The sequence below is a fragment of the Amycolatopsis sp. WAC 04182 genome, from assembly GCF_003947465.1.
Taxonomy (GTDB): domain Bacteria; phylum Actinomycetota; class Actinomycetes; order Mycobacteriales; family Pseudonocardiaceae; genus Amycolatopsis.
The window spans coordinates 275,832-289,873 of record NZ_QHJJ01000009.1 but is presented as its reverse complement, the minus strand read 5'-3'; the positions used below and the strand labels follow the sequence as shown (position 1 = coordinate 289,873).

Annotated in this window: 9 protein-coding genes; 4 read left to right on the top strand and 5 right to left on the bottom strand. The window is 69.7% G+C overall.

Features of this window, described 5'->3' with window-relative positions; genetic code table 11:
* Nucleotides 1–66: 66 nt before the first annotated feature.
* From mdlC to DMH01_RS38760, 3 genes are all read right to left on the bottom strand, one after another.
* A complete protein-coding gene (gene mdlC / locus DMH01_RS38770) occupies nucleotides 67–1,650 on the bottom strand; it encodes a benzoylformate decarboxylase (RefSeq protein ID WP_125683834.1) in 1,584 nt (527 codons plus the stop codon).
* Nucleotides 1,651–1,990: 340 nt separating this feature from the next.
* Nucleotides 1,991–2,668, bottom strand: a complete 678-nt coding sequence (locus tag DMH01_RS38765; protein WP_125683832.1) for a copper homeostasis protein CutC — start codon at nucleotides 2,666–2,668, stop codon at nucleotides 1,991–1,993.
* 15 nt (nucleotides 2,669–2,683) lie between these two features.
* Complete coding sequence (locus DMH01_RS38760; RefSeq protein ID WP_199745786.1) at nucleotides 2,684–5,353, bottom strand: nitrate- and nitrite sensing domain-containing protein; 2,670 nt, start codon at nucleotides 5,351–5,353, stop codon at nucleotides 2,684–2,686.
* Nucleotides 5,354–5,544: 191 nt separating this feature from the next.
* Here DMH01_RS38760 and DMH01_RS38755 point away from each other — a divergent pair, with 191 nt between their 5' ends.
* Nucleotides 5,545–6,504, top strand: coding sequence for an ABC transporter substrate-binding protein (locus DMH01_RS38755; RefSeq protein ID WP_125683827.1), 960 nt, complete (start codon nucleotides 5,545–5,547; stop codon nucleotides 6,502–6,504).
* Here DMH01_RS38755 and DMH01_RS38750 read toward each other — a convergent pair.
* On the bottom strand, nucleotides 6,501–7,133 hold the full coding sequence (locus tag DMH01_RS38750; protein WP_125683825.1) for a hypothetical protein: 633 nt from the start codon (nucleotides 7,131–7,133) through the stop codon (nucleotides 6,501–6,503). The genes DMH01_RS38755 and DMH01_RS38750 overlap by 4 nt on opposite strands.
* An 85-nt stretch (nucleotides 7,134–7,218) precedes the next feature.
* On the opposite strand from DMH01_RS38750, the gene DMH01_RS38745 reads away from it, so the two are divergent.
* The 3 genes from DMH01_RS38745 to DMH01_RS38730 all read left to right on the top strand — a co-directional run bounded on the left by DMH01_RS38745 (nucleotide 7,219) and on the right by DMH01_RS38730 (nucleotide 11,061).
* Entirely contained in the window at nucleotides 7,219–8,865 is a 1,647-nt protein-coding gene (locus DMH01_RS38745; protein ID WP_125683823.1) for a DNA repair helicase XPB, read from the top strand.
* A gap of 572 nt (nucleotides 8,866–9,437) precedes the next feature.
* A complete protein-coding gene (locus DMH01_RS38735) occupies nucleotides 9,438–10,193 on the top strand; it encodes a DUF4253 domain-containing protein (RefSeq protein ID WP_125683819.1) in 756 nt (251 codons plus the stop codon).
* A 52-nt stretch (nucleotides 10,194–10,245) separates the two neighbouring features.
* Nucleotides 10,246–11,061: a DUF72 domain-containing protein gene (locus DMH01_RS38730; RefSeq protein WP_125683817.1), complete on the top strand. Its 816-nt coding sequence runs from the start codon at nucleotides 10,246–10,248 to the stop codon at nucleotides 11,059–11,061.
* A 115-nt stretch (nucleotides 11,062–11,176) separates the two neighbouring features.
* Here DMH01_RS38730 and DMH01_RS38725 read toward each other — a convergent pair whose 3' ends face one another.
* Complete coding sequence (locus DMH01_RS38725) at nucleotides 11,177–13,999, bottom strand: BTAD domain-containing putative transcriptional regulator (protein ID WP_125683815.1); 2,823 nt, start codon at nucleotides 13,997–13,999, stop codon at nucleotides 11,177–11,179.
* Nucleotides 14,000–14,042: the final 43 nt, after the last annotated feature.

The following is a 14,042-nucleotide window of genomic DNA, read 5'->3' as shown; positions in this document are numbered from 1 at the left end:
CCGCATCTGACGCGATGAAGGGCGCTTTCCCCGCATCACATGCGGGGAAAGCGCCCTTCAGCTCTCTCAGTACAGCGTGCGCGGGTTCGCGTCGATGCGGACGTGCACCAAGTGCGGCCGCTCGTCCGGCAGCGCGGCCTCCAGCGTCGGCTTGAGGTCCTCGGCCTTCTCGACGACCGACGTCCGCAGCCCCAGACTCTTCGCCAGCGCGGGGAAATCGATGCCGCCGAGGTCGACGCCCGGCACCTTCTCGCCGCCCGCCGCCTCGCCGAGGATGCGCACGGCGGCGTACTGCGAGTTGTCGAAGATCACGAACGTCACCGGCAGGTTGTGCTGCGCCGCCGTCCACAGTGCCTGGACGCAGTACATGCTCGACCCGTCGCCGAGGATCGCGACGACCTTGCGATCCGGGCGGGCCAGCGCGGCGCCGACGGCGGCCGGGAGGCCGTAACCGAGGGTGCCGCTGGCGACGGTGAGGAAACCGGTGTCGGTGGCCTTGATCGGCAGGTGGTCGTGCAGTTCGTTGCGGTGGCTAGGAGTCTCTTCGACGACGATCGCGTCGTCCGGCAGGACCTCCGAGATCACGGAGTAGGCGTAGGCCGGGGTGATCGGCGTGACCGCCGCGGGCTTTTCCAGCCTGGTACGGGGTTTCGGCGCTTCCCGCGGCGCGGCTCGGTCCAGCAGAGCGCGGATCGCGAGCTTCGGCGTCGCGCGGATGCCGGTGCCTTCCGCGGCCCTGGCGAGGATCTGTTCGTCGTCGCTGACCAGGAACAGCGGCGGCAGCGCGGTTTCCGACTCGCCCCGGTACACGTGGTAGGTGAACGCCGGGGCGCCGATGACCACCACGAGATCGTGCTCGGTCAGCGCGTTCGCGAGCGCTTTCCGTTCCGGCTGCAGGAATCCGAAGAACTGCGGGTGGTCCTCGGGGAACGAGCAGCGCGCCCCCATCGGCGGCGCCCAGACCCCGGCGCCCACCTTCTCGGCCAGTTCGACGACGTCCGGCACGGCGCCTTCCCCGTCGATACCCGGGCCGACCACGATCGCCGGACGTTCGGCGGCGTCCAAGGCGGCCACCAGTTCGTCCAAAGCGGACGGATCGGGCGCGAAACCGGGGATCCGCGGCCGGGAGACGATCGGCTTCGAGGTCTCGGCGTCCCAGTCGTCCACCGGCACCGAGACGAACACCGGACCCATGGGCGCCTGCGTCGCGATGTGGTACGCCCGGGCCAGCGCCGCCGGGACGTCCTCGGCCCTGGCGGGCTCGCAGCTCCACTTCACGTACGGCTTGGGGAAGTTCGCCGCCTCGACGGCGCCGAGGAACGGATCGTCCGGCAGCAGCGACCTGGTCTGCTGGCCCGCCAGGATGATCAGCGGGGCGTTGTTGCGGTACGCGGTGAAGATGTGCCCGAGCGCGTGGCCGACCCCGCCGGCGGAGTGCAGGTTCACCAGTGCCGCCTGCCTGCTCGCGCGGGCGTATCCGTCGGCCATCGCGACGACGGACGCCTCGTGGAGCGCGAGCACGTAGGTGAAGTCGTCGGGCCATTCCGTGAGGAAGGCGATCTCGGTCGTGCCGGGATTGCCGAAAACGGTGGTCAGGCCCAGATCGCGCAGCAGTTCCCTGGTCGCGTCACGTACGGTGCGGGTAGCCATGGCCACACGCTATCTCGTCGGCACCCGATAGTTGAAGATGCAACCTCGTATCACCGTATGTGGTCTGGACCTGACCCCGTGTTCACGGCCTCGGTGCGGGTGTCGCGAGTGGAGCGAAGGCCCGCATTTCGTCCTCTGGATGTACGGTCTACTTCGGGTGCGACGCGGCGAAGGCCCCCGTTCTCGACTGTCCATAAGGGACACCAGCCGAGATATGAGTGACCGATTTGAGTGCTTTGCGCGACTTTGCGACCGGGTCGCGAGTGGCAAAGAGCGTTCTAGCCCTCATTACCACTCACGACCCCACGCAGAACTGCACATATAGGACATTCGACATGGCCTACTCCTTGACCAGCGCCGCCCACTCGCGAACGGCGGCGACATCCACATCGGACTCCCAGCCACCCGGGCGGACCGCGCCGCCGACGTGGAACGCGCCGACCCCGCCCGCGCGCAACAGGTGCACCTGCTGTGCCCGCAGGCCGCCGCCGACCAGCAGCCGGGGCCCGTCCTCACGCCGGGCGAGCCGCTGCAGCACCGAAAGCCCGTGCGCGACGCCGTGCGGATGCCCGGCCGCGAGCACCGTGTCGCAGCCGAGGCCGGTCAACTCGTCGTAGGCGCGCAACGGGTCCCGCGCGCGGTCGATGGCGCGGTGGAAGGTCCACGGCAGCCCGTCGAGCTCCTTGACCAGGGTCTCGCAGGCTTCGACGTCGATTTCGCTTTCCAGGTCCAGGAAGCCGAAGACGAACTCCCGCGCGCCCGCGTCGATCAGGCGCGCGGTGTCCGCGCGCAGCCCGTCGAGGTCACCGGCGGCGAAGGACATGTTGTCGCGCAGCATGACCCGCACCGGGAGATCGGTGGCGCCGAGCACGTCGCGCAGCGTCTCGACCGACGGCGTGAGCCCGTCGCTGGCCATGTCGCTGACCAGTTCGAGGCGATCGGCCCCGCCCTCCTGCGCGCGCTCCGCGTCCACCGCGGTCAGCGCGATCACTTCCAGCAGGCCGGTTTTCGAACTCATGGACCTTCCAATTCGCTAAGCCGAGGGGTTGTCGTCACCCCTGGCGTGGCGACCGCGCCGGAATCCGCCTTGCAGGCTGGTCATCCGTTCGCGGACCGCTTCGGGGGAAAGTGAGAGTATCGGCCTCTCCCCTCGCGGCTTCTCCGGCCTGTCGTCCTGCGACCGGGCCTCGGGAACGACGGCGGGCAGCACCGGCCAGGTCTCCTCCGCCCCGTCCTCCTGTTCCAGTTCGGCGGGCGTCGGCCAAGCCGGCTCCGGCTCCTTTTCCTTCGGCGCCACCGGCTTCAGTGTCGGTTCGGTCGGCTCGTCCGGATCCTGCGCGGCTTCCTCGGGCACGGCGTGCTTCACCGGCTCGAACGAAGGCAAGGAAGGCGGGCCGGGTTCAGCGGGCGAAGGCCCTTCGCGCGGACCTCCGTGGTCGAACCACTGCGAAAGCACGCTCTGGTACTTGGGCATCCGCTCGGTCGGCGAGTCCAGCTCGAGATGGTCGACGGCGTCGTCGTCCGAAGACGGCCATTCCGGCGGGTTCTCGCGCTCGACGACGGGAGCGCGCCGCAGCGGGCCGGGGTCCAGCACGGGCGCGAACCGCGACTCCTCGGCGCTCTCCTCCGGCTCGGGCAGCGGCGGGACTTCCAGCGGCGGCTCGGGTTCCGGCTCCGGGACGACGACGGTCACGGGCACGGGTTCCGGCATCGGGGCCGGCCGGGGCGCTTCGACGATGAGGTCGGCGGGCACGACGACCACCGCGGTGATCCCGCCGCCGTCGGCGGACCGGAGACGGACGTCGATCCGGTGCCGGATCGCCAGCGTCGCGACCACGAACAGGCCCATCCGCCGCGAGACCTCGACATCGACGTCCGGCGGGTTCGCCAGCCGCGCGTTGGTCCGGTCGATCTCCGCCTGCGGCATCCCCGCGCCGTGGTCGGTGATCTCGATCTGCCATTCCCCGCGCTCGGTCTCGTGCCCCTCGACCTGCACCATCGTGCTCTGATCCGAATAGCGGGTCGCGTTCTCCAGCAACTCGGAGACCACGTGCACGAGGTCGTTGACGGCCTCGCCGCGCACCGCGATCCGCGGCGCCGGGCCGAGTTCGATCCGCTGGTAGTGCTCGACCTCCGAGAGCGCGGCGCCGATGATCTCGTCGGCGACGACGGCGCCACCGTCCTCACGGACGACGTCGGTTCCGGACAGCACCAGCAGGTTCTCGCTGTTGCGGCGCATCCGGGTCGCGAGGTGGTCGAGTTCGAAGAGCCCGGCGAGCGTGTCGGGATCCTGTTCGTCGGCTTCCATGCGGTCCAGCACGGACAGCTGCCGTTCGACGAGATCCTGGCTCCGCTGCGACAGGTTCACGAACATCGCGTTGATGTTCTCCCGCAGCATCGCCTGTTCCCCCGCGAGCCGGACGGCCTCGCCGTGCACCGCGTCGAACGCGCGCGCCACCTGGCCGAGTTCCTCGCGGCTGAACACCGGGACCGGGGCGACGGCCAAGCGCCGCCGCAGGTTCTCCGGCTGCGGTTCGGGGTCGCTGAGCAGACCTTCGACGGCCGCCGGCAGCTGATGTTCGGCGACATGGAGCGCGCTGCGGCGCAGGATCCGCAGCGGCCGCAGCAGCGATCGCGCGATGATCACCGAGAGCACCCCGGCGACGACCAGCACGGCGAGCACGATGCCGCCGTCCCAGATCGCGGACGTCCTCGCCCGTGCCGCGAGGGCGTCGGTGCGTTCCTGAAGCTGGACGAGCAGCGCCTGCTGCACCTGGTGGGCCAGATTGACCGTGTAGGTGGCCGAGGTGTCCCACTGGTTCGGGTCCAGCCCGCCGAGCCCCTGGTCGTTCTCCGCGCGGATGAGCGCCGATTCGACCATGTCGTTGCCGATGTCGACGATCAGGCCGATGACCGTGTCGTCGTACATCCGCTGCTGCTCGGGGGTCGCGAAGGTGCGGTAGTCGTTGCGGGCGGCGGCGAGTTCGGCCTCCGCGCCGAGCAGCGCGCGGGTCCGGTCCCGGTTGAGGCCGCCCTCCGCGAGCGCGGCCGCCATGATCGCGCGTTTGACCGACATCTGGTCCTTGACCCGCGCGAGCGCGTTACCCGCGAGGCGGAGCTTCCCGAGATCCGAGTCGGAGACGTCGGCGGCGGTGGAATCGCTGATGTCGAGCAGACCGGAGATCAGGTCGCTGTAGGAGCGCAGCACCGCGTCGGCGGGAAAGGCGGAATGTTCCGCGGAAAAGCGGAGGCCGGTCAGCACGCGCAGCCGGTCGCTGGTCTGCTGCAGGCTGGTCGCGGTCTTGCCGCCGAGCCTGCTCTTGCTCTCGCCGAGCGTGCGGTCGAAGGTGCCGATGGCCTCGTCGACGCGCTTGCGTTGTTCGGTCAGTTCGGAAAGGTCGCCCTTGCGATCGCCGGCGACGAAGCGGACGGTGAGATCTCGTTCGCGCTGGAGCTGGTGCACGGCCTCGGCGACGGTGCTGTCGACCCGGCCGCGGGTGGCGAACTCGGCCAGCTGCCTCGCGTCCCGAAGATCGGAGTTGACCCGGAGCCCGACGAGGGCGACCACCGCGAGGGCGGGGATCAGGAGTACCACGAAGAGTTTGGTACGCAGGTGCCAGTTCCGCAGCCGCCAACGTCCACCGACACGAGGATGCCGTTCCGCCGCGTCGCCCCCACGGGGACGCTTGTCGCGACGGGCCACCTGGTTTCCTTTTCCCACCACGGGACCCTTTCCCATGGCTGACATCGGGGACGAGAGCCCGAACCTACTGTAGAGTAACAAGGTTCGAGAACGATCGAAAGCCGCGCCATCGGGCGCCTCCCGCAGGCGATCGTATGGGGCCCGGACCATACGATCCAGAAGGAGGAGCACATTCTCTCGGTAGGTGAGCGGTGACGAAGATGCGCGTCTTGGCGATTCCGCTGGTAGCGGCGCTGCTGGCGACCGCCGGTTGCGGAGTGTTTTCCGGTGGTGACGCAAGTACCGACGCGCCACTCGAACGGACGGAACTGCGTATCGGCGTCAGCAGCCCCATCGACACGGCACCCTTGCGGGTCGCCGTCGCCGACGGGAAGTTCACCGCGGCCGGCCTCTCCGTGACACTCGTCGAAGTCCCCGCCGACCAGGCGATCGGCAAACTCTCCGCGGGCGAGATCGATCTGGCGTTCGCGAGCGACGTGTCGATCTTCCGCGCTTCCGCGGCCGGGACGGCGCTCCAGTTGCAGGGCGAGGCGTACACCGCCGGCCGCAACACCATGGCGCTCGTCACACTCCCCGGCTCCGACTACACCGAGCCGACCCTCAAGAAGGCACCGAAGATCGCGGTGAACATGCTCGACGACGTCGGCGTGCTGGCGGCCCGCTCGGTACTGGCGACCGCGGGCGTCGACGTGAACCGGATCCAGTTCAAGCAGCACCCGTTCGACCGGATGCCCCAGGCGTTGCAGGCGGGCGAGGTCGACGCCGCGTGGATGGTCGAGCCGTACATCACCAGGGCCGAGAAGGAACTCGGGGCAAGCATCCTCGCCGACGGCGCCCGCGGCGCGACACTGGACTTCCCGATGTCGTCCTACGTTTCGACGGGAGCCTTCGGACAGGGCAACGCCCGCACGCTCGCGGTCTTCCGCAAGGTGCTCGGCGAAGCGCAGGTGCGGGCCGCCGACCCGGCCGTCGTCCGTGACGCGCTGCCGACGTTCTCCGACATCGACCGGACCACGGCGTCGCTGATCTCGCTCGGGACGTACCCGGTGTCCCTCAACGGCATCCGGCTGCAACGCGTCGCCGACCTGATGCACAACTCCGGCCTGCTCGGCGCGCGGCTCGACGTGCAGTCGATGGTGGCGCGCCCCTAGATGTTCTCCCCGGTCGGCCTGAGACACACGGTGCGCACGGGCGGCCCGGTGTAGCGCAGTTCAGTGTCCTCCGGCATGCAGACGGCCGCCGATCCCCGCATCACCGTCGCGCGCGCCTCCGCGCTGATGTCGCTGCAGCGGACCTTCGCGATCCGCGTCTCGTGCACGACGTCGCGCAAACAGTCCCCGCTCTCGACGTTCAGCGCGAGACAGAGCGTCTTTTCCGCTCTCTTGCTCGACGAACCCCCGTACAGCTCGAACTGGATGTAGTCGGCGCTACGGCAGTCCGACGAGCCCGACCGCACCTCGTCGACGCGGAAGGTCGCGCGATTCGACGAGCAGCTGGCCGTCGTGTAGCTCTGCTTGCCGCCCGCCTCGTCGGTCAGGTACAGGCACTTGCCCGCCTCGACCTTGGTGAACCGGCTCGACTGCGAGAGCCCGAAGGCGGCCAGGCTCCCCAAGCCCAGCGCGGCGACGACGCCCAGCACGATCGAGACCTTGGCAAGCACGCTCAGCGGCGGCGGCTTGGGGAACGGTGTCGGCGGTACCGCCTCCGGCATCGAGGGCAGCGGCGCGGGCGCGTTGAACGGGTCGTACTCGGGTGTCCCGCCGGTCGGTGTAGTCGTCAAGGTCCCCTCCAGTCACCTTCCGCATATCCTTCCACCAGCGGTGCCGCGGCGGGAGCCGGTGTGGCCGGAACGTATAAAGGACGATGTGACCGATGGCCCGCTGATCGTCCAATCCGACAAGACCGTGCTCCTCGAGGTCGACAACAGCCAGGCCGACGACGCGCGGATCGCCATCGCGCCGTTCGCCGAACTGGAACGCGCGCCCGAGCACGTCCACACCTACCGGATCACGCCACTGGCGTTGTGGAACGCCCGCGCGGCGGGCCACGACGCAGAACAGGTCGTCGACGCGCTGACGACGTACTCACGCTTCCCCGTTCCCCAGCCGCTGCTCATCGACATCGTGGACACGATGGGGCGGTTCGGGCGGTTGCAGATCGCGAACCACCCGGCGCACGGCCTGGTGATGTCGACCATCGACCGCGCGGTGCTGGAGGAGATCCTCCGGCACAAGAAGATCAGCCCGATGCTGGGCGCCCGCATCGACGAGGACACCGTCATCGTGCACCCGTCCGAACGCGGGCGGCTCAAGCAGGCGCTGCTGAAGGTCGGCTGGCCCGCGGAAGACCTCGCCGGCTACGTCGACGGCGAAGCGCACCCGATCGACCTCGCCGAGGTCGACTGGGAACTGCGCGACTACCAGCGCAAGGCCGCCGAGGCGTTCTGGGCCGGCGGGTCCGGCGTCGTCGTGCTGCCGTGCGGCGCGGGCAAGACGCTGGTCGGCGCCGCGGCCATGGCGCACGCGAAGGCGACCACGCTGATCCTGGTGACGAACACCGTCGCCGGACGGCAGTGGAAGCGGGAGCTGGTCGCGCGGACCTCGCTCACCGAGGAGGAGATCGGCGAATACTCCGGGGAGAAGAAGGAGATCCGGCCGGTCACCATCGCCACTTACCAGGTGGTCACGCGCAAGACCAAGGGCGAATACAAGCACCTGGACCTGTTCGATTCGCGGGACTGGGGCCTGGTCGTCTACGACGAGGTCCACCTGCTGCCGGCGCCGGTGTTCCGGATGACCGCGGACCTGCAGTCGCGGCGGCGGCTCGGGCTGACCGCGACCCTGGTGCGCGAGGACGGGCGCGAGGGCGACGTGTTCTCCCTGATCGGCCCGAAGCGGTACGACGTCCCGTGGCGCGACATCGAGGCGCAAGGCTGGATCGCGCCGGCGGAATGCACCGAGGTCCGGGTGACGCTGACGGACGCCGAGAGGCTCGCGTACGCGACCGCCGAGGCCGAGGAGCGGTACAAACTGGCGGCGACCGCGGACACCAAGACCAAGGTGATCAAGACCCTGGTCGACCGGCATCCCGGCGAGCCGACCCTGGTCATCGGGGCCTACCTCGACCAGCTGGAGATGATCGGCGACGAACTCGACGCGCCGGTGATCCAGGGCGCGACACGGAACAAGGAACGCGAGGAACTGTTCGACGCGTTCCGGCGCGGCGAGATCAGGACGCTGGTCGTTTCGAAGGTCGCGAACTTCTCGATCGACCTGCCGGAGGCGTCGGTCGCCATCCAGATCTCCGGGACGTTCGGCTCGCGCCAGGAAGAGGCGCAGCGGCTCGGGCGGCTGCTGCGGCCCAAGGGCGACGGGCGGCAGGCGCATTTCTACTCGGTCGTCTCGCGGGACACCGTGGACACGGAGTACGCGGCGCACCGGCAGCGTTTCCTGGCGGAACAGGGGTACGCGTACCGGATCGTGGACGCGGACGACCTGCTGCGCCCCCTGTAGCGACAGACCTCGGTCTTGGGTGGTCGTGAGCGGTGATTCGGGTCAGAAGCGTCACTCACGAAGGCGTTCGGTGGGCTCGATACCGGTGCGCCGGTGCCCGCCCGAGTACATGAAGGCCCCCTTCCTTGCGTCAGGCGCAAGGAAGGGGGCCTTCATGTACTCGGCAAGGTGTGAAGGTCGAGTTTCCTCGGCTGAGCCGAGGGAAGGGGTCCTTCACGCGCGGCCGCTGTGCCTGCTGTGGTCGCTGGTGCACCTGGGGCGAGAGCGGCGACCCCGAAGGTAGCGAAGGGACCCTTCCCTACCGTCAGGGTAGGCAAGGAGGCCTTCACGGACCGCCCTCCGGCGAAGAACGCGTTGCGAAAGCCACTTTCGCAACCTTCAACGTTGCGAAAGTGGCTTTCGCAACAAGCACCCCCGCCAAGTCCACTATGGACAAAACCTGGGGCCACTGTGACATCAGGGGCACCTGAGGCGCCCGCACCGAGATCCCGCAAACGGGGTATCGAAAACTGTCGGTGCTTCGAACTAGTGTTCGGGTAGAGTTGACCGAACACCAGTTCGAGGGGAAGCCGATGACGATCGCACCGTTCCGCCCGGGTACGCCGCCCGTCCAGACCCTGCCGCCCGGCCGGTGGCACGGCCGGATCTGGGTTTCGGACCTGCCGTTGGCCAGGCCGGAGCGCTACACCGGCTGCGTCGCCGAGTTCGACCGCTCCGGTCTGTGGCCGGTGCTGATCCCGCACGACCAGCGCTTCGCCGCCAACGGCGAGGACTGGCTCGACGACCGCGGCAGGCTCGCCCCCGCCGATCACCGGATCGCGTCGGTGGATCCGGCCGAAGTGCTGGCCCGCTGGTGGGACACGTCGTGCTGCGACGGCGCCTGCCTGCGCCCGTTCGGCGCGAAGTTCCCCGGGCTCGCCCGTCGTCCGGCGCGCCGGGCGGATCCGCTGGCCGAGGCGGGCAACACCGGGTCGATCCTGGCCGCGCGCGGGCAGCACCGGCTGGCACTGGTGCAGACGGAGCGCCCCGCCGACATCCCGGCGATCCTCGGCTGGACGGGCATGATCAAGGCGACCGATCAGGTCCACGAGCTGTCCGCGGTCCTGCGCAGCTGGGAAGACCGTTTCGGCGCGACGCTCACGGTGCTGGGCTTCGATTCGCTGGAGCTGTCGGTGGCCGCGCCGCCGCGCACCCAGGGCCGCGCGCTCACCGTCGCCGCCGAGCACCGGGCGTTCTGCCTGCCCTCGTTCGCCGGCCAGCCGGGCAATCTGCGCGAGTTCGCCTCCAGCCTGGTCCAGACCCGCCGCTGGCGGTTCTCGTGGGCGTGAGCTGGCGTTTACCTCCAAACGAGAGGGGGAATCTGAGCGGCACGGGAAGGCGGTGATCGACGTCGCGGAGCTCAGGATCGGCACTTCGGGCTGGCGCTACCCACCGTGGCGCGGGGACTTCTACCCCCGCGGCCTCGTGCAGCGGCGCGAGCTGGAATACCTGTCGTCCCGGATGAACTCGGCCGAGATCAACGGTTCCTTCTACTCACTGCAGCGTCCCGAGCGGTACCGGGCGTGGGCCGAGGAGACCCCGGACGATTTCGTCTTCGCCGTCAAGGGCGGCCGCTTCATCACGCATATGAAGCAACTGCGTGACGTGGAGACACCGCTGGCGAACTTCTTCGCGTCCGGAGTGCTGGCGCTCGGCCGGAAACTGGGGCCGTTCCTCTGGCAGCTGCCGCCGCGGCTGGCGTTCGACGCCGAGCGCGTCGAGGCGTTCTTCAAGTTGTTGCCGCGCACCAGCCAGGCCGCCGCCAAACTCGCGAGCAAGCACGACGACAAGCTGAAAGCCGAACCCCATACCGATCCGAAGCCTCGCCGGAAGCTCCGGCACGCCGTCGAAGTACGGCATCCGAGCTTCGCCGAGCCCGAAAGCCTCGAACTGTTCCGGGAACACGGCATCGCGCTCGTGGTCGCCGACACCGCGGGCAAATTCCCGTTCGTCGACGAGATGACGAGCGACGAGTTCGCGTACGTCCGCCTGCACGGCGACGAGGAACTGTACGTCAGCGGGTACAGCGACGATGCCTTGAAGAAGTGGGCCCGGAAGATCGAGGGCTGGGGACGCGACACGTACGTCTACTTCGACAACGACGTCAAGGTCGAGGCGCCGAAGAACGCGATCACCCTCGCGAAACTGCTGGCTTGACCCACGCGAGCTGCACAGTCAGCGCGCAGTGAGCGGTGTCCTGTTAGGTGACGTGTGCGGGCACGGGCGTGCTCGCGTGCTGCGGCTGGGGGTCGGCACGCCGGGCGCCCGTGCCTCACTCGGCCTTGGCCGTTTCGCCGACGAGCGAGGCCAGCTTCGTCCGGACGTCCTCGGCGTCGGGATGCGCGAGCTCGGTCAGCACCCGGACCGAACGCAGCCAGCACTCCCGCGCCGACGAGGGATCACCGAGCCGCAGATGGATTCCGCCGAGCTGGGCCAGCACGTCGGCCGCCTCGTAGAGCTCGCCATGGGCGAAGAACATCTCGACGGCGCACCGCATGCAGGCGATGCCTTCGTCGCCGCGGCCGAGCCCGACCAGCGCGGTTCCCTTGGTGTGCAAGGTGAAACGGGTTTCGTCGGGGAGCGCGTGCGCCTCCAGCGCCAAGGCCTGATCGGCGAAGTCGAGTGCCTGCTCGAAGCGGCCGGCCTGGGTGCAGATGTCGCCGAGCGCCTGCAACGCGCTGGCCTCCATGCCGGCGCCGACGTTGCTCTCCCGGATGAGCCGCAACGCCCGCGTCCCGTATTCCCACCCGGTTTCGGGGTCCTGGCTGGCCAAGGTGAGGTTGTAGAGGGCCCGCGCCTCACCTTGCCGGTCGCCGACCTGCCGTTGCAGTTCGACGACCTGCTTCAGGTAGGCGATGCTGTCGTCGTACTGGCGGGCGACCCCGCAGGCCACGCCGAGCCCGCTGAGGATGGCGGCCTCGCCGGAGCGGTCCCCCAGGTCGCGGGCGGCGCGGAGCGCCACACCGAACACCGAACGCCAGTCCTCCAGCCGCGCCCGCACGATGAAATAGGACTGCAGCAACCACGCCAGCTGCCAGCACTCCCGGTATCGCCGCTCCCGGTACGCGACGTTCACCGCGGCGATGAGGTTCCCCGCCTCCTCGTCGAACCAGTCGAGCGCCTGCTCGTAGTGCCCGAATCTCAGCCCCGCGCCGTCGAACCGCTCGGGTTCGACGAGCCGGTAATGCCGTTCCGGACGCAGGAGCCTCGACGCGTTCAACGCCGAGGCGAGCGACGCGTGGAGCAGCCTGTCCAGCACGGCCGTCCGCGCTTCGGGCCCGTCGATCTTCGCCGAAAGCTCGGCCGCGTACGCCCGGATCAGGTCGTGGAACTGGTACCGGCCGGGCCTGGACCGCGCGATCAGGTGCGCGGACGCGAGTTTCGCCAGATCCTCGTGCGCTTCGGCGATGTCGACCCCGGCCACCGCCGCGGCCGCGGGCACGCTGAAGTCGCCGCCGGTGGGCAGGCCGAGCAGCCGCAACAGGCGCGCGGCCCGTGCGTCGAGCGCCCGGTACGAGTACGAGAAGACGGCCCGGATGTTCGTCTCGTCGCCGTCGGCGAGGTCGAAGGAGCCCAGCCGGTCCTGTTCGGCTTCCAGCAGCCGGACGAACTCCCGCAACCCGAGGTCCGGGAACTGCGCGGCCCGCACCGCGAGGATCCGGATGGCCAGCGGCAGCCCGCCGCAGTACCGGACGAACCGTTCGGTGGCCTCGGGGTCTTCGGCGACGCGGTCCAGCCCGATCGTCGACGCGAGGAGGGCGATCGCGTCCTCGTCCGGCAGTTCCTCCAGCGCGACGCGCCGCGCGCCGTGGGTCGCCACGAGCGCCTGCAACTGCCAGCGGCTGGTCACCAGCACCAGGCAGCCGGGGCCGGGCAGCAACGGCCTGATCTGCTCGGTGCTCCCCGCGTTGTCGAGCAGGATCAGCATCCGGCGGCCGGCGCTGTAGGTGCGCCAGGTGGCCGCGCGCCCGTCGACGTCGGCGGGGATCCGGTCGGCGGGGACACCGACGGAGACGAGCATGGTTTCGAGCGCGGCGGCGGCCTCGACCGGCTCGCCGGGGCCGTAGCCGCGCAGGTTGAGGTACACCTGCCCGCCGGGGAAGCGGTCTCCGACCTCGTGCGCGAAGTGAACTGCGAGCGTCGTCTTGCCGATCCCGCCCATCCCCTCGATCGACGCGATCGACGTCGAGCGCTCGGTGTCCAGCGCCTCCGGGACAAGTCCGTGCAGCGCCTTGAGGTCGCGTTGGCGGCCGGAGAACACCCGGAGATCGGCGGGGAGCTGCCGCGGGATCAACGGTTCGGCACCGAGCCGGTACCGCGTCAGTCCGGAGTCCAATGTGGTCTCGACGGTCTCTTCGCCGGTCAGGATCGCCTGGTGCGCCCGCTGCAGCGAGGCGCCGGGGTCGAGGCCGAGTTCTTCGGCCAGCACCGCGCCGATCCGGCGGTAGACGTTCAGCGCCTCGGCCTGTCTGCCGGAGCGGTAGAGCGCGATCATCAGCTGCTCGTGCAGCCGCTCCCGCAGCGGATTCTCGCGGCACAGCCTGGTCAGCTCGGGAACGACGGTGGCGTGGTCGCCGAGGGCGATGAGCGCGTCGGCCCACTGCTCGCGCACGCGCAGCCGCTCTTCGCCCAGCTGGTCGGCTTCGTCCCGAAGCAGCGCTTCGGAGTGGACGTTTTGCAACGCCGGGCCACGCCACTCGGCCAGCGCGGCGGCGAACCGGTCCGCGGCCCCGCGCAGGTCGCCGTCCCGCGCGGCCTCCGTCCCGGCCGCGGCGAGTACCCGGAAACGGGCGAGGTCGAGCAGCTTCTCGTCGAGTTCGAGCAGGTAGCCGCCGCGTTCGGTGCGGATGGTGACCTCGTCGCCGAGCGCGCGGCGGACCCGCAGGATGTAGGTCTGCAGGGCTCCCTTGGACCGCCGCCGGTCGTCCGGCCACAGCCAGCGGCCCAGCTCTTCGACCGGCACCACCGTGTTCGCGCGCAGCAACAGGCCCGCCAGCACGATGAGCGGCCTGCTGCCGCCCAAGGGCACCGGCAGCCCGTCCGCCGTGACCTCCGTGGGCCCCAGCACGCGAAAGTCGAGTGCCACGTCGCTCATTCTGTCCGGAACCGAGACAAACGGCACGTGATTCCCACAGTGG